This window comes from Rhodococcus sp. NPDC060084 (assembly GCF_042730335.1).
Lineage (GTDB): Bacteria > Actinomycetota > Actinomycetes > Mycobacteriales > Mycobacteriaceae > Rhodococcus.
In genome coordinates, this window is sequence record NZ_JBHWWX010000010.1 from 1 (window position 1) to 15,013 (window position 15,013).

Annotated in this window: 18 protein-coding genes and 4 tRNA genes; 16 read left to right on the top strand and 6 right to left on the bottom strand. The window is 67.5% G+C overall.

Annotated features, from left to right (window positions below; genetic code table 11):
* Positions 1-34 precede the first annotated feature (34 nt).
* Entirely contained in the window at positions 35-496 is a 462-nt protein-coding gene (locus ACFWBU_RS08020) for a nuclear transport factor 2 family protein (RefSeq protein WP_169619470.1), read from the bottom strand.
* Between the two features lie 59 nt (positions 497-555).
* Positions 556-1,449 carry a 1,4-dihydroxy-2-naphthoyl-CoA synthase gene (locus tag ACFWBU_RS08025; RefSeq protein ID WP_169619472.1) on the bottom strand — a complete coding sequence of 298 codons (894 nt, stop codon included), beginning with the start codon at positions 1,447-1,449 and terminating at the stop codon, positions 556-558.
* A 63-nt stretch (positions 1,450-1,512) separates the two neighbouring features.
* On the opposite strand from ACFWBU_RS08025, the gene ACFWBU_RS08030 reads away from it, so the two are divergent.
* The 3 genes from ACFWBU_RS08030 (at position 1,513) to ACFWBU_RS08040 (ending at position 3,682) form a co-directional block, all read left to right on the top strand.
* Positions 1,513-2,175, top strand: coding sequence for a PaaI family thioesterase (locus tag ACFWBU_RS08030; RefSeq protein WP_169619475.1), 663 nt, complete (start codon positions 1,513-1,515; stop codon positions 2,173-2,175).
* Complete coding sequence (locus tag ACFWBU_RS08035) at positions 2,172-3,155, top strand: o-succinylbenzoate synthase (RefSeq protein WP_378527986.1); 984 nt, start codon at positions 2,172-2,174, stop codon at positions 3,153-3,155. Before ACFWBU_RS08030 ends, ACFWBU_RS08035 begins: the two co-directional genes overlap by 4 nt.
* 86 nt (positions 3,156-3,241) lie before the next feature.
* Complete coding sequence (locus ACFWBU_RS08040) at positions 3,242-3,682, top strand: DUF6918 family protein (RefSeq protein ID WP_296551267.1); 441 nt, start codon at positions 3,242-3,244, stop codon at positions 3,680-3,682.
* Positions 3,683-3,787: 105 nt separating this feature from the next.
* Here ACFWBU_RS08040 and ACFWBU_RS08045 read toward each other — a convergent pair whose 3' ends face one another.
* Positions 3,788-4,651, bottom strand: coding sequence for a siderophore-interacting protein (locus ACFWBU_RS08045; RefSeq protein ID WP_169651261.1), 864 nt, complete (start codon positions 4,649-4,651; stop codon positions 3,788-3,790).
* A 71-nt stretch (positions 4,652-4,722) separates the two neighbouring features.
* The gene (locus ACFWBU_RS08050; RefSeq protein WP_169651260.1) at positions 4,723-5,313 is read right to left on the bottom strand and encodes a flavin reductase family protein; all 591 of its coding nucleotides are present in this window, start codon (positions 5,311-5,313) and stop codon (positions 4,723-4,725) included.
* 106 nt (positions 5,314-5,419) lie between these two features.
* Between ACFWBU_RS08050 and menD the strand changes: the two genes are divergently transcribed.
* From menD to ACFWBU_RS08065, 3 genes are read left to right on the top strand one after another with little or no spacing between them, the layout of a single operon-like run.
* Positions 5,420-7,039, top strand: coding sequence for a 2-succinyl-5-enolpyruvyl-6-hydroxy-3-cyclohexene-1-carboxylic-acid synthase (gene menD, locus ACFWBU_RS08055; protein ID WP_378527987.1), 1,620 nt, complete (start codon positions 5,420-5,422; stop codon positions 7,037-7,039).
* Entirely contained in the window at positions 7,036-7,488 is a 453-nt protein-coding gene (locus ACFWBU_RS08060; protein WP_169651258.1) for a DUF3592 domain-containing protein, read from the top strand. Before menD ends, ACFWBU_RS08060 begins: the two co-directional genes overlap by 4 nt.
* Before the next feature lie 53 nt (positions 7,489-7,541).
* On the top strand, positions 7,542-8,240 hold the full coding sequence (locus ACFWBU_RS08065; RefSeq protein WP_169619483.1) for a demethylmenaquinone methyltransferase: 699 nt from the start codon (positions 7,542-7,544) through the stop codon (positions 8,238-8,240).
* A gap of 42 nt (positions 8,241-8,282) precedes the next feature.
* Here the strand turns inward: ACFWBU_RS08065 and ACFWBU_RS08070 are convergent, their stop codons facing one another.
* A complete protein-coding gene (locus tag ACFWBU_RS08070) occupies positions 8,283-9,554 on the bottom strand; it encodes a geranylgeranyl reductase family protein (protein WP_169651257.1) in 1,272 nt (423 codons plus the stop codon).
* A 112-nt stretch (positions 9,555-9,666) separates the two neighbouring features.
* Here ACFWBU_RS08070 and ACFWBU_RS08075 point away from each other — a divergent pair, with 112 nt between their 5' ends.
* Positions 9,667-10,713, top strand: a complete 1,047-nt coding sequence (locus ACFWBU_RS08075) for a polyprenyl synthetase family protein (RefSeq protein ID WP_169619485.1) — start codon at positions 9,667-9,669, stop codon at positions 10,711-10,713.
* A gap of 108 nt (positions 10,714-10,821) precedes the next feature.
* Entirely contained in the window at positions 10,822-11,685 is an 864-nt protein-coding gene (gene htpX / locus ACFWBU_RS08080; RefSeq protein WP_296551253.1) for a zinc metalloprotease HtpX, read from the top strand.
* A gap of 117 nt (positions 11,686-11,802) precedes the next feature.
* On the opposite strand, the gene ACFWBU_RS08085 is transcribed toward htpX, so the two are convergent.
* Positions 11,803-12,294, bottom strand: a complete 492-nt coding sequence (locus ACFWBU_RS08085; protein ID WP_169619487.1) for a YajQ family cyclic di-GMP-binding protein — start codon at positions 12,292-12,294, stop codon at positions 11,803-11,805.
* A 146-nt stretch (positions 12,295-12,440) separates the two neighbouring features.
* Between ACFWBU_RS08085 and ACFWBU_RS08090 the strand changes: the two genes are divergently transcribed.
* The 8 genes from ACFWBU_RS08090 (at position 12,441) to secE (ending at position 14,990) form a co-directional block, all read left to right on the top strand.
* Positions 12,441-12,526: transfer RNA gene (locus ACFWBU_RS08090), tRNA-Tyr, on the top strand.
* A 258-nt stretch (positions 12,527-12,784) separates the two neighbouring features.
* Positions 12,785-12,857: transfer RNA gene (locus ACFWBU_RS08095), tRNA-Thr, on the top strand.
* Positions 12,858-12,900: 43 nt separating this feature from the next.
* Positions 12,901-12,976: transfer RNA gene (locus ACFWBU_RS08100), tRNA-Met, on the top strand.
* A gap of 57 nt (positions 12,977-13,033) precedes the next feature.
* Positions 13,034-13,201 carry a 50S ribosomal protein L33 gene (gene rpmG, locus ACFWBU_RS08105; protein ID WP_003941903.1) on the top strand — a complete coding sequence of 56 codons (168 nt, stop codon included), beginning with the start codon at positions 13,034-13,036 and terminating at the stop codon, positions 13,199-13,201.
* An 88-nt stretch (positions 13,202-13,289) separates the two neighbouring features.
* The gene (gene hadA / locus ACFWBU_RS08110; RefSeq protein ID WP_169619488.1) at positions 13,290-13,862 is read left to right on the top strand and encodes a (3R)-hydroxyacyl-ACP dehydratase subunit HadA; all 573 of its coding nucleotides are present in this window, start codon (positions 13,290-13,292) and stop codon (positions 13,860-13,862) included.
* On the top strand, positions 13,849-14,274 hold the full coding sequence (gene hadB / locus ACFWBU_RS08115; RefSeq protein WP_169619489.1) for a (3R)-hydroxyacyl-ACP dehydratase subunit HadB: 426 nt from the start codon (positions 13,849-13,851) through the stop codon (positions 14,272-14,274). The genes hadA and hadB overlap by 14 nt, the downstream gene beginning before the upstream one ends.
* A 179-nt stretch (positions 14,275-14,453) precedes the next feature.
* A tRNA-Trp gene (locus ACFWBU_RS08120) sits at positions 14,454-14,526 on the top strand.
* 32 nt (positions 14,527-14,558) lie between these two features.
* Positions 14,559-14,990 carry a preprotein translocase subunit SecE gene (gene secE, locus ACFWBU_RS08125; RefSeq protein WP_169619490.1) on the top strand — a complete coding sequence of 144 codons (432 nt, stop codon included), beginning with the start codon at positions 14,559-14,561 and terminating at the stop codon, positions 14,988-14,990.
* The last annotated feature ends 23 nt before the right edge of the window (positions 14,991-15,013 follow it).

Consider the following 15,013-nt stretch of genomic DNA (forward strand, 5'->3'; position numbering starts at 1 on the left):
CTTCCCGAACAGGGAGTGCCCGCCTCGCGTCTTGCTACCTGGTCCGGCCGTCCTTGCGGCTTCCCGCTCGGAACCGCTTTCGCCGAAGGGCGAGCTCAGTCGGCGTCGTTCTCGAGGGTTCCGGCGCGATGCTCGACAGGTGAGTCAGGGCGCACGCCCATCGCCCATCGCGGCGGACGAAGACGCTGGAGGAGCGCTCGTGCTCGCGGAACGGCCGGCCTCGGTACGCCCCGGCAGAGACGCCCCGAGCCACGACGATCGCGCTGTCCCCGAGGACACGGATGATGGGATCCTCAGTGGTCATTGTGTCGTGCGTCAGATCGCCCGAGGCTATGAGCTCCAGGAACCGCTCGCGGCCGTCGATGCTGCCGTCAGGCCCGACGATGATCCAGTCGTCGGTCATGAAGCTGCCGATCGCCTGGCTGTCGTTGTCGACCATCGATTCGTCCCAGGCGCGGACCATCTCGATGAGCTCCGTGTGCTCCCTGGACTCCACTCGGACAGTATCGCCGTTCCGCTGGATGCCCGGCAAGCACTGCGCCGCGCCCGAGTGATCTAGTAGTACCAGGGGTACGGGGACCAGTCCGGGTCCCGCTTCTCGAGGAAGCTGTCCCGGCCTTCGACGGCCTCGTCCGTCATGTACGCCAGGCGGGTGGCCTCCCCCGCGAACAGTTGCTGGCCGACCAGGCCGTCGTCGGAGAGGTTGAACGCGTACTTGAGCATGCGCTGTGCCTGCGGCGACTTGCCGTTGATCTTCTCGGCCCATTCCAGCGCGACGTTTTCGAGTTCGTCGTGCGCGACGACCCGGTTCACCGCGCCCATGTGATGCATGTCGTCGGCGGAGTAGGTGTCGCCGAGGAAGAAGATCTCGCGGGCGAACTTCTGTCCCACCATCTTCGCGAGATACGCGCTGCCGTAGCCGCCGTCGAAGCTGCCGACGTCGGCGTCCGTCTGCTTGAAGCGGGCGTGCTCGCGCGATGCCAGGGTCAGGTCGCACGTCACGTGCAGGCTGTGGCCACCGCCCGCGGCCCAGCCGTTGACGAGCGCGATCACGACCTTGGGCATGAACCGGATCAGGCGCTGCACCTCGAGGATGTGGAGCCGGCCCGCGCGGGCCTTGTCCACCGTGTCCGCGGTGTCGCCGCTCGCGTACTGGTATCCGCTGCGCCCACGGATGCGCTGGTCCCCGCCGGAGCAGAACGCCCATCCACCGTCCTTGGGGCTCGGGCCGTTGCCGGTCAGCAGCACGACGCCCACATCCGACGTCATCCGCGCGTGATCGAGTGCGCGGTAGAGCTCGTCGACGGTGTGCGGCCGGAAGGCGTTGCGCACCTCCGGCCTGTCGAACGCGACACGGACCGTGCCCTGCGTGACATGACGGTGGTAGGTGATGTCGGTGAGGTTCTCGAACCCGGGAACCGGGCGCCACAACTGGGAATCGAAGGTCACGTCGTCACCTTAGAGCCCCGGGCCGTCGTACGACGCGACCGTGGGCCGGATAACGTGCATCACATGAGCGAGCAGACCGGCGCAGGTACCGAAGAGGTCGACGGCAACGACGTAGCCGACGACTACGAGCACCACGGAGGTTTCCCCGTCTACGAGCCGGTGAAGGCGGGCCCGAACTACGGCACCTTCATCGACACGTTCCGGCGCCTGCAGGACCTCATGGTCTCGACCCACGCCCCGGACGACGTGATCGACCGGGCGATCGCACAGACCGAAGCGCTCATCGACCTCCTCGAGCCCTACGAGGTTCCCGAGGGGCGGTCACCGGCCGGCTTCAACGTCGAGCTTCCCGGCCGCGGCAGTGCCCTGCTGCTGCCGTGGAAGATCGAGAAGTTCGGCGAGGACGGCGTCCGCGAGCGCGGCATGTTCCGCCGTTTTCACCTCGGAGGAAACGGTGCCGCCCACGGCGGGACGCTGCCGCTGCTGTTCGACGACCTGTTCGGCATGGTCATCCACGCCAACGGACGGCCCATCGCACGCACCGGATATCTCCACGTCAACTACCGCAAGATCACGCCGATCGAGACGGAACTCGTGGTCGACGGATGGGTAGACCGGGTAGAGGGCCGAAAGGCATTCTGCAAGGCCGAGCTGCGCGACCTCGACGGCAATCTCCTCGCCGATTCCGAGGCCCTGATGATCCAGCTTCTGCCCGGCCAGCAGTGACCGATCCGGCCCTGCCGTCCGCCGACGAGCTCCTCGCGAGCGCCGTCGTCGTGTCGCTGCCCATGAGGGTGCGCTTCCGGGGGATCACCCGGCGCGAGGTGCTGCTGCTGCGCGGCCCCGCGGGCTGGGGAGAGTTCGGGGCGTTCCCCGAATACGAGGACGACGAGGCCGCGCACTGGCTCCATTCGGCGATCGAATCCGCATGGGTCGGTCATCCTCCGGCGATCCGCTCCGTGGTCCCGGTCAATGCGACTGTGCCCGCAGTCGATCCGGACCGGGTTCCGGAGGTGCTCGCACGGTTTCCGGGTGCGCAGACCGCGAAGGTGAAAGTCGCGGAACCGGGCCAGGATCTCGCGCAGGATCTCGCCCGTGTCCGCGCGGTCCGCGAGTCGGTGCCTCGCGTCCGGGTCGATGCCAACGGCGGCTGGACGGTCGACGAGGCCGTCACCGCGCTGACCGCGCTCACCGTCGATGCGCCGCTCGAATACGCGGAACAGCCCTGCGCGACCGTGCCCGAACTGGTCGCTGTCCGGAAGCGCCTACCCGACGTGCGCATCGCCGCGGACGAGAGCATCCGCAGAGCCGAAGACCCGATGCGGGTCGTGCGTGCCGGTGGCGCCGATGTCGCGGTCGTCAAGGTTGCTCCGCTCGGCGGGGTACGACCGCTGCTCGCTCTGGCCGACGAACTTGCAGGTCACGGCGTCGAGGTGGTCGTCTCGAGCGCACTCGATTCGGCGGTCGGAATGAGCGCCGGACTCGCCGCGGCGGGCGCGTTGCCGCAGCTGCCGTTCGCGTGCGGACTCGGTACCGGTGGCTTCTTCACCGCTGACGTCGCGACCGCGCGACGCATGTCCGGCGGCGTGCTTCCGGTCGGAGCGGTGGTCCCGGAAGCCGGGATGCTCGACGCGGTTCGGGCCGCACCGGACCGTGCCCAGTGGTGGTTCGACCGGCTGCGACGGTGCCGCGCCCTGTTGGGCTGAACGCCGAGTATGTACCTGCTACAGAGTCGTATATCGTTCCCCCAGTCCCAACAGTCACAAGTGTCACATTTACGGAGGCAGTGAAAGTGGTTGCAGCTCTGCACGATGCTCTGCTCGGACCCGACAAGTTCCCGGCGGTCAAGGCCGACGTCGAAGCTCTGATCGATGCCGAGGTGTCGGACAAGAAGGGTGCATCGGGCCTCGCCCTCAAGGGCGGCTACGCCGCAGTGAAGAAGGTCGGACCTTCGGTCGTGCCCGGCGCGATCGAGAGCCTGCTCCCCGACTTCGTCGAGCGGCTCCAGCCGTTCTGGATCGAGTACGCCGGTGCCGGTTCGTTCGCCGACTTCCTCGTTGCTCGCGGTGACGCGGTCGCCGACGCACTCCTCGGCGTGACCGACGAGAAGATCGCCGGGTCGTCGAAGACCGCCGTCAAGAAGGTCTACGACTCGCTGCGTCCCTCGGCGAAGAAGCACGTCATCGAGGCCCTGCCTCGTCTGGGCGACCTCGTCCAGAAGCACGCGGGCTGATCCGATACTGCGGATCGATCCGACGAACGTCGCGGTGACCACCGGCTCCGGCCGGTCGGCACCGCGACGTTCTGCTTTCGTCGCAGGGTTCTCCCGAGGGAGACCTCAGTAGACGGGCTCGCCGTACTTCCAATAACCCGTGAACGTCACTGCCGACCTGTCCCAGCCGCGCTCGCGCACGAGGTGACGTCGCACCCCCGTCGCGAGATCGGATTCACCGGCGACGAACGCACAACCGCGTGCCGACGGGAGGGTCGCGGCTCGCACCGCTTCGACGGCGAGAACCCCCGGACGCGCCGCTCTGTCGGTGCGGATGAGGGGATGGACCCTCACGTTCGGGCCGGTCGCCAGGTGCTGCGCCGCGAGATCCTCCGGATGTGGAACCTCCACGAACACTTCCGCGACCGCCGCCGGATCAGCCGAGAGGACGGACTCGAGGATGCCCGCGACCGCCGGCAGAGCGCTCTCGTCGGCCACGAGCAACTGCCAGTGCGCGCTCGCGTCGGGGACGTAGCCGATTCCTTCGTCGAGCACACCGATTTCTTCACCGGCCGAGACGGTGTTCGCCCACGCCGACGCCGGTCCGAGGTCTCCGTGCGACGCGAAGTCGATGTCGATTTCCGCCGTGTCGCCGTACGATCCGGCGCCGGCCGCGCGGAACCGGCGGAAGGTGTAGTTCCGCAGCACGGGCCGCTCGTCGTCCGGGATCACCTGGTATTCGGGCCACCACCGGTCGTCCGTCGCCGAGGGCAGCGTGAATCCGCGCCGGCCGGGGACGGGAAAGAACATCCGGAACCAATGGTCGAAGCCCATCGGACCGATGGTCGACACCGCATCGCCGCCGATGGTGACCCGGACGAACGTCGGACTGATCCGTGCGGTGGCGAGCACGCGAGCGCGCACGATCTCGCGTGTCGCGGGTTTGACGAACTTCGGCGCCTTGCGCGCTGCCCTGGTGCGTTCGGCCATGACCACCCTTCCGGAGCCGCCCCTACTGAGCCGACCCTAACCTGCGGGGGCGGTGTCCGGTGACGCAGGGCTCAGCAGGTAGGGCGCTCGAGGGACCGAACCTGCGGCGTCAATCCCCACTCGGTGCGTCCCAGCCTGCTCGCGGGCGCGAGCGCCGCGAAGTCCGGCGCTCCGTCTTCGGCCAGCACGTCGCGCCGAACCGTCACCGCGACCACATCGCCCATGACCACGAACGAATCGCCCACCTCGATCACCCGGCGCAACGTGCACTCGATCGACGCGGGCGATTGCGCGACGCGGGGAGGGCGCACCCGCTCGCTCGGCTCCGCCTGCAGCCCGACTTCCGTGAACTCGTCGACCTCGTGCGGAAAATTCGCAGAGGAGGCGTTGACCTGCTCCATCAGCGGAACCGTCGCGACGTTCACCACGAATTCGCCCGTCTCCTCGATGTTGCGAAGACTGTCCTTGCGGCCCACCGACGTGAACTGCACGACCGGTGGCGCCGTGCTCGCGACCGTGAAGAAGCTGTAGGGAGCCACGTTGGCGACCCCGTCGCCCGACACGGTCGAGACCCACGCGATGGGACGGGGCACGATCGTGGCGGTGAGCAGCCCGTAGAAACGTCCGGGACTCAGATCGGCGGGATCGAAGACGGTGCGCATCCCCCCATTGTGGTGGTTGCCGGGCGGCGGATCGCTGCCCTGCCGCAACCCGGCGCGGCGCGGGGGAGAACCCGGGCACCTGCCGCCCCGCACTACCCTGGACGTCGTGAACCCGTCCACAGCCCAGGCCACCGCAGTCGTCGACGAACTCGCTCGAGGTGGGGTGCGGGATGTCGTGCTGTGCCCGGGCTCGCGCAATGCCCCGCTCGCGTTCGCGTTGCAGGCGGCAGATGCTGCCGGGCGGCTTCGTCTGCACATGCGCATCGACGAACGGACCGCCGGCTTTCTCGCGATCGGCCTGGCCCTGTCGTCGAAGCGGCCCGTGCCCGTGGTGATGACATCCGGGACAGCGGTGGCGAACCTTGCCCCGGCGGTCCTCGAGGCGAACTATGCGCGCGTGCCGCTCGTCGTTCTGAGCGCCAATCGCCCCTACGAACTGCTCGGATCGGGTGCGAACCAGACCGTCGAGCAACTCGGCCTGTTCGGTACGCAGGTCCGCGCGACCATCAGCCTGGGATTGGCGGAGAGCGCCGACCAGAACAGCGCGTGGCGATCGGCGGTCAGCCGTGTGCTGGCGGCAGCGCGCGGCACCCGGTCGGGGAACGCCGGTCCCGTGCACTTCGACATTCCGCTGCGTGAACCCCTCGTTCCCGCGGCGGACCAGAAGGGATCCGCCCCCGAAGGTCGTCCGGACGGGGCAGCGTGGACCACCACCGCCAACGCGACACTGGACGTACCGGTCGAGATCGACCTCACGCCGGACACGGTCGTCATCTCCGGGCACGGCTCCGCGCTGCGGCCCGAACTCGCGGGCCTGCCCACCGTCGCCGAACCGACCGCGCCGCTGCACGGCGTACCGCTGCACCCGATGGCGCTGCCACATCTGAAGCCGCGGCAGGCAATCATCACGGGCCGGCCGACCCTGCACCGTCCCGTGTCGAACCTGCTGGCAGACCCGGCGGTGGCGGTCTACGCCCTCACCACCGGCCCGCGCTGGCCCGATGTGTCCGGCAACGTTCTCGCGACCGGCACCCGCGCGGTGATCTCCGGACAGCCGGACGAGGCATGGCTCGAGCGGTGCCGGCAGCTTTCCGCGCACACCGACAAAGCCGTGCGTGCGCAGTTGGATTCCCACCCGAAAGCCACCGGACTGCACGTCGCCGCAGTCGTCACCGACGCGATGCGCGACGGAGACCAGTTGCTGCTCGGGGCTTCCAACCCCGTGCGCGACGCGGCGCTGGTCAGTTACCCGAAACCCGGCGTGAGTGTGTTGTCCAACCGGGGCGTCGCCGGTATCGACGGGACGGTCTCGACGGCGGTCGGCGCCGCGCTCGCCTATACCGCCGGCCGCACCGTCGCGCTGCTCGGCGACCTCACGTTCCTGCACGACGCGGCCGGACTGCTCATCGGACCTTCGGAGCCGCGCCCGCGCAACCTCACGATCGTCGTCGCGAACGACGACGGCGGCGGCATCTTCGAACTGCTCGAACAGGGCGACCCGCAGTATGCAGGCGTCTTCGAGCGAGTCTTCGGCACGCCGCACGGAATGGACCTCGGGGCGTTGTGCGCCGCGTACCGCGTTCCGCACGAGAGTGTGGACTTGCAGGGCCTGGCGGCCGCCCTTACCGATACCGCTCCGCCGTCCGGGGGGATCCGGGTCGTCGAGGTGACCACCGACCGGGCGGGACTGCGTGAACTTCATGCGGCGGTGCGGGCTCAGCTGTGACCGGAACCGAACGCGCGCGACGCATCGTCCTCATCGTCGCCATCGCGCTGTCCGCATTGGCGGTCGCCCTGTTTCTCGGTGCTCTGCGCAACGACCGGACCATCGAGAGCGACATGGGCACCGCAACCGCCGAGGTGTTGTCGGCCGGGTCGCTCCGGTCCGCGGTCGCTTTCGTCACGCCCGACGGCGTCACACACAACCCCGAACTCGGCGTGCTGTACCCGACGGGTCTGGCCACCGGCCAGCGCATCGCCGTCGAGTACGCGCGCAGTGATCCCGACCTGGTGAGGGTCACCGGACGCGATGCCCGGGTGGCACTGATCCCCACCGGTTCGGTGATTGTGGTCACGTGGCTGATCGCGGTGCCGGTCCTCGTCTACCTGCGGCGCCGTGAGGCCGCGGACACCGATCCCTCCGTGGCGGAGGGCGCGGCACGCGCGATGTCCTGACGACGAGGTCCTCCTCAGGGTTCGCGGGCCCGTCGCCGGGTAACGTTTCGGCCGTGGCAAAAACTCACGGATCGCGCGCGTCCCTCGACAAGGATCCGCGCGAGGTCGCGTCCATGTTCGACGGTGTCGCGGCGCGCTACGACCTGACCAATACCGTTCTGTCGTTCGGCCAGGACCGCGGATGGCGCCGTGCGACGCGTGCCGCGCTGGACCTGAAGCCCGGCGAGCGGGTTCTCGATCTCGCGGCCGGCACCGGCGTCTCGACGGTCGAACTCGGCCGCTCCGGAGCGTGGGTGGTGGCCACCGACTTCTCCACCGGCATGCTGAACGCCGGTGCGTTCCGCCAGGTACCCATGGTCGCGGGCGACGCGATGCGGTTGCCGTTCGCCGACGCCGTCTTCGACGCCGCGACGATTTCCTTCGGCCTGCGCAACGTCGCCGATCCCGATGCCGGCCTCCGCGAGATCGCGCGGGTCGTCAAGCCCGGCGGGCGGTTGGTGGTGTGCGAATTCTCCACTCCCGTCCGGGAACCGCTGCGCACGGTCTACATGGAATACCTGATGCGTGCGCTTCCGCGGGTCGCGCGCGCCGTGAGCAGCAACCCCGACGCGTACGTGTACCTGGCCGAGTCGATCCGGGCATGGCCGACGCAGGAACAACTCGCCGTGCGTATCGGAGAGGCAGGCTGGCGCGACGTGAAGTGGCGGAATCTGACGGGCGGGATCGCGGCGCTGCACAGCGCGGTGCGCTAGGTCGGCACAGCGCGGTGCGCTAGGTCGGCACAGCGCGGTGCGTCAGGCGAACAACGGCCGGCGGTCCCAGCGCATGGACGCACGTCCGCTCGCCCGCCACGCCCGTGCCACGACATCGGTGTCCTCGTCGGTCACCAGATTTCCCATCACGCGCACCGCGACATTCATCATCGCCCGTGACCGCATCGCGACCGGTCCGGTCGTCGGCAGGAACTTCGGCACGGTGAGCAGCCCGGCGAGCCTCCGTGCGGTCGAAAATGCGGCTCCGTAATGCGCGCGCAGCAATGCGGGCCACTCGCCTGTCAGATCGTCCCGGTCGAGGATCTCTGCGAGCAGGCGCCCGCCCTCGAGTCCGTAGTCGATGCCTTCGCCGTTGAGGGGATTGACGCAGGCGGCTGCGTCGCCGACAAGCGCCCAGTTGACGCCGGCCACTCCGGACACCGCACCACCCATGGGAAGTAGGGCCGACGCGACCCTGGTCACGGGGCCCAGTCCCCACTCCGCACGACGCTTGTCCGCGTACAGGTCGATCAACGGCCGCAACGATCCCTGTGCGGGGCGCGCGGCCGTGGCGAGCGTGCCCACGCCGATGTTGACCTCGCCGGTTCCGAGTGGGAACACCCAGCCGTAACCCGGTTGCAGGGTTCCCGCATCGTCACGCAACTCGAGGTGCGAGGTGATCCACGGATCGTCGCTCCGGGTCGATGTCGCATAGGCGCGCGCGGCCACGCCGTACGCGGTGTCGCGGTGCCAGCGGCGCCCGAGGACCTTGCCGAGCGGCGAGCGCACGCCGTCGGCGACGACGAGCCGCCGGCACGACACGGTGCGCGGACCGTCCTCGGTGCGGAGGAGAACGGAGGTCACCCGGTCGCCGTCACGCTCGACGTCGACGGCCTTGGCACCTTCGACCATCCGGGCACCGGAGTCGAGGGCGACCCGGCGGATCCGGTCGTCCAACTCGGTGCGGGGCACGGCGCTACCCATCGAGGGGAACGAGGAGTCCGGCCACGGCAACTCGAACCGGCCGCCGAACCCTTCCAGGCGCAAGCCGCGGTTGACGGTGTGGGTGCGCAACCAGTCGCCCAGGCCGAGACGGTCCAGTTCCGCGACCGCGCGCGGGGTGAGCCCGTCGCCGCAGGTCTTGTCTCGCGGGAACCTCGCGGCGTCGACCAACAGCACGTCGTGCCCGGCGCGGGCTGCCCATGCCGCAGCCGACGAACCGGCGGGACCGGCACCGACGACGAGAACATCGGTACTGTCGGGAACGCAGGACCGGGATTGCCGCGGCTCTGTCGCGGAGTTTTCGCCCACCACGTGTCCATCCTCTCAGGCACGACTTTCTCGCCTCGACGAGGTGGTGTGGTGGTGGAGCGGCTAGGTTCACTACCGTGAGGCCGAGGCGACAGAAGAGGATGGGTACGTCATCGTGAGCACTGAGGGGGCGGCTCGGACCGCCGGTCCGGCCGACGCGGTATCGAGCACCGTCGTTGCTGGTGTGGAACTCGGCGACCCGGGTCTCGCGACCAGCGTGCGCGACGGACTCGCGAGCGTCGAGGCACTGCTCGTCCAGGAGTTGTCGGACGGTGAAGACTTCCTGACGGAAGCGGCACTGCACCTCGCGAAGGCGGGCGGCAAGCGATTCCGGCCGCTGTTCACGATCCTGACCGCGCAACTCGGCCCCAACCCCGCCGATCCGTCGGTCGTGACGGCAGCGACGGTGGTCGAACTCGTCCACCTCGCGACCCTCTACCACGACGACGTGATGGACGAGGCGACGATGCGGCGGGGCGCTCCGAGCGCGAACGTGCGCTGGAACAACAGCGTCGCCATCCTCGCCGGCGACTACCTGTTCGCCCACGCGTCCCGGCTGGTGTCCACACTCGGCCCGTCCGCGGTGCAGATCATCGCCGAGACGTTCGCCGAACTCGTCACCGGGCAGATGCGCGAAACCATCGGTGCCCGTGAGCAGCAGGACCCGGTCGAGCACTACCTGCGGGTGGTGTGGGAGAAGACCGGTTCGCTGATCGCGGCGAGCGGCCGATTCGGCGGCACCTTCTCCGGGGGCGACGAAGAACACGTCGCACGGCTCGAGAGGCTCGGCGACGCCGTCGGTACCGCCTTCCAGATCGTCGACGACATCATCGACATCGCGTCGGTCACGTCCGAATCGGGCAAGACACCCGGAACCGATCTTCGTGAGGGCGTACACACGTTGCCGGTGCTCTACGCGCTGCGCGAGACCGGACCGGACGCGGACCGGTTGCGGGAGCTGCTCGTCGGTCCGATCGACGACGAGGCACACGTCGAGGAGGCCCTCGAACTTCTCGTCCGGTCGCCCGGCATGGAGGCGGCCAAGCACACCCTCGACACGTATGCGCGGCGGGCGCACGCCGAACTCGAGGCGCTGCCTCAGGGTCCCGCCAACGAGGCGCTGCGGCACCTCGTCGACTTCACGATCGCCCGGGTGGGCTGACCTCCTCCGACCTGTCCCGGGGGAACCGGGAAGCTCCGCCGTTCGTTGATCGGGCGAATGGACCACCACCGTGCGAACCACAGACGCGGGGTGGGGGAGGAGCGTGACGTGCACGGGTATGCGAACCGTCTCAAGACGGCCGGGTTGCTGGTGGGAATGTCGGCGCTGATCGTCTTCGTCGGCGCCTTGTTCCAGAACTCGACGATCCTGGTGATCTCGGTGGTGCTGGCGGTCGGTGTGAACGGGTACGCGTACTTCAACAGCGACAAGCTCGCGTTGCGGTCGATGCACGCGCAGCCGATCACCGAGGTCCAGGCACCGGTGATCTACCGCATCGTGCGTGAGCTGGCGACGGCGGCGCATCAACCGATGCCGCGGTTGTATGTCAGTCCCACCAACGCGCCCAACGCGTTCGCCACCGGCAGGAATCCACGTAATGCCGCGGTGTGCTGCACCAGCGGGATCCTCGACATTCTCGACGAGCGCGAACTACGCGCGGTCCTCGGTCACGAGTTGTCGCACGTCTACAACCGCGACATCCTGATCTCGTCCGTCGCCGGCGCCATGGCCGCAGTCATCTCCGGCCTTGCCAACTTCGCGTTCTTCGCGGGCGCGTTCGGTGGCGGCCGGGAGGGCGGCGCCAATCCGATCGCGCTGTTGCTCGTCTCGTTGCTCGGCCCCATTGCCGCGTCGGTGGTCAGGCTGGCGGTCTCGCGCTCACGTGAGTACCAGGCAGACCAGTCCGGCGCCGAGCTGACGGGCGATCCCCTGGCGCTGGCGTCGGCGCTACGCAAGCTCGAGCGCGGCACCCAGGCCGCACCGTTGCCGCCGGAGCCGCAACTCGCGGCTCAGTCGCACCTGATGATCGCCAATCCGTTCCGGGCCGGCGACAAGATGAGCAGGCTGTTCTCCACCCATCCGCCCATGGAGGAGCGCATCGCGCGGCTGGAGCGCATGGCCGGCCTGCGGTAGGCGACCCCCGCGTAGTTCCGGGGAAGTGCCCGCAGAGGCCTCAGGGCCCGGAAACCGCGGGAGCGACACCGCCCGCGCAGGGAAGCGCGGGACGGGTGTCGGTGTGGCCGCGTCGCTCTAGCGGTAGTTGACGAACTGCAGCGCCACGTCGAGGTCGGCGTTCTTGAGCAGCGCGATGATGGCCTGAAGGTCGTCACGCTTCTTGCTGCTCACACGCAGCTCTTCGCCCTGGATCTGTGCCTTCACGCCCTTGGGGCCTTCGTCACGGATGAGCTTCGTGATCTTCTTCGCATTCTCCTGGCTGATGCCTTGGACGAGAGTGCCGGTGAGCTTGTAGACCTTGCCCGACTGGGTCGGTTCTCCGGTCTCGAGCGACTTGAGGGACAGGTCCCGCCGGATCAGCTTCTCCTTGAACACGTCGAGCGCCGCCTTGACGCGGTCCTCGGTGTCGGCGGTGATCACGATGCTTTCTTCGCCGGACCATTCGATGCTCGCGCCGGTATTGCGGAAGTCGAAGCGGTTCGCGATCTCCTTCGCCGCCTGGTTCAGGGCGTTGTCCACTTCCTGACGGTCGACCTTGCTCACCACATCGAACGACGAATCAGCCACGTCTGTCTCCACTTCGGTCGGTCTGTACGGGGTTGTCATGCCGACGCTATCCGGTCGATCGGCGCCCGTAACCACCCGGTTTGCATTTCGGGGGGGTATGCGTTGTATTCTTCCAACGCATCAGGGACACGGTCCCGAGAGCACCCGGCAGGTTGCCCGAGCGGCCAATGGGAGCGGACTGTAAATCCGTCGGCTTATGCCTACGTAGGTTCGAATCCTACACCTGCCACCACACAGCCCCGGTTCTTCGGAACCGGGGCTGTCGTGTTCTCGGGGGGTAGTTTCCCGGGCTGCCGCGTCACACGGTCCGGCAGCTGTCGGGCACGTTGCCGGCAACGCTGTCGGGCCGATCGGAGCGCGCGGCGGCCGGCAGGTCCTGCGCGACGCTCGAGCGTCGCTTTTGGTGCCACTACCTGCTGATTTTGTGCTGACGGCGAGTGTGTGTAATCTTTTGGAGGCCGCAGCGAGCAGAGATGCTCCACGTGGCCGCGCCCCCTTAGCTCAGTCGGCAGAGCGTTTCCATGGTAAGGAAAAGGTCGACGGTTCGATTCCGTCAGGGGGCTCGCTGGATTGTGTGCCTTGATTCCGCGCGGCACATGACACCGAGGCGGTGTAGCTCAGTTGGTAGAGCAAACGACTCATAATCGTTGTGTCGCCGGTTCAAGTCCGGCCATCGCTACCAGAGTTGAATGAACCACCTGATCGATCATGATCAGATTTAACCGAAAGAAGGCATCCCGTGGCCTCCTCTACAGACGTCCGGCCGAAGATCACCTTGGCCTGCGAGGTGTGCAAGCACCGCAACTACATCACCAAGAAGAACCGTCGCAACGACCCCGATCGGCTCGAACTGAAGAAGTTCTGCCCGAACTGCGGTACGCACCAGTCGCACCGCGAGTCGAAGTAGCCTATCTGATCGACGTCGACGCGTAAGGTCTCCGCAATACCGACCGCGCCTGTTGGCGTCCTGGGCGGAATTGCGGAGGTTTTTGCGTATGACAGACGCACTCGTATCCGAAGACTCTGTGGACGTGACCGAACAGGCCGGGATCCAGTTCGATGTCGCCGCGCATGCGAAGTCCATGGTCGGACACCATTACCGTGTGGACGACTTCTACGAAGTCGGCCGCGAGAAGATTCGTGAGTACGCCCGTGCGGTGCTCGACGGACATCCCGCGCACCACGACGAGGACGCAGCCAAAGGCCTCGGATACGACGGCCTGATCGCTCCGCTCACGTTCATCTCGATCGTCGGCATGATCGCGCAGCGCAAGCTGTTCGAGGAAGTCGTCACGGGTTACGACCTGAGTCAGATCATGCAGACCGATCAGCGTCTCGTGTTCCACCGGCCGATCCAGGCAGGCGATCGTCTGTTCTGCGACGTGTACCTGGAGGAATTCCGTCAGGCAGCCGGCAGCGACATCATCACCACGAAGAACCTCATCACGGATCAGTTCGACAATCTCGTGCTGACCTCGTGGACCACATTGGTGGGCCGTACCGGCGGCGAGGTCGACGCCAACATCGCGCACGCGGTCAAGGATGTGATGATGCATGAGCCTTCGTAGCTTCGAAGACGTCGTGGTCGGGGACGAGCTTCCCACCAAGACGGTGACGCTCACGCGCGGAAATCTCGTCAACTATGCCGGTGTGTCGGGTGATCCCAACCCGATTCACTGGAGCGACAAGGTCGCCGAACTTGCCGGCTTGCGCGGCGTCGTCGGTCACGGCATGCTCTCCATGGGCATCGGGGCCGGCTATGTCACGGAGTGGCTGGGAGACCCCGGTGCGGTGAAGGAATACAACGTTCGTTTCACCAGCCCGGTATACGTGGAGGCCGATGAGGCCGCCGCAATCGAGTTCAACGGCAAGATCAAGTCGTTGGACCCGGAAAGCAAGACAGCAGTGGTCGCGATCGTGGCGAAGTCGGAAGGTCGTAAGATCTTCGGCCGGGCCACGGCAACGGTTCGCTTGGCCTGACGGCCGGGCGGATTGGGTTTGTCCCGGGGCGATGCAGTACACTAAAGCTTCTGGGATCGTATAGCGCAGCGCGCTGCTCTTCGGTGCTCGTTCAAAGCCGATGGGGTAGCGCGCGTGTCATGTGATCGCAGACGGGTCGATCGACAAGGTGCTCGTTCGAGACACCGATGATCGACCAAAGGGGCGTAGCTCAATTGGCAGAGCAGCGGTCTCCAAAACCGCAGGTTGCAGGTTCAAGTCCTGTCGCCCCTGCCCCCGGACTGCCAGCGACCGAGAGGAACGATGTGAGCGAGGAGCGCGGTAAGCGCCTCAGCGACACCGGAGGGTTCACCCCCCGCGACGCTGGACCGGCAACCGGCGCAACCCCCGACGATTCCTCTGCGGTAGCGAGGCCGAGCGGCAAGCGTGTCGCCCGCTCGTCCGATGGTGGACGAGTTTCCGTCGCCAAGGATTCCGATCCGGCAGGTTCGCGCCGTGCCAGGTCTGCCGTCGCGACCGGTGACGTCTCCGGGGACAAGAAGCCCGAGAACATCTTCAAGCGCCTGCGTCGCTACTTCCGTGAGGTCATCGCCGAGCTCCGCAAGGTGATCTGGCCGAATCGCAAGCAGCTGACCACCTACACGATCGTCGTGGTGGTGTTCGTGGCTGTGATGACGGCGTTCATCTTCGGCTTGGATCTGGCGTTCGTGCAGGGCGTCAGCTGGTTGTTCGGCTAGCGCTCGCGCGCCTGCAAATTTGA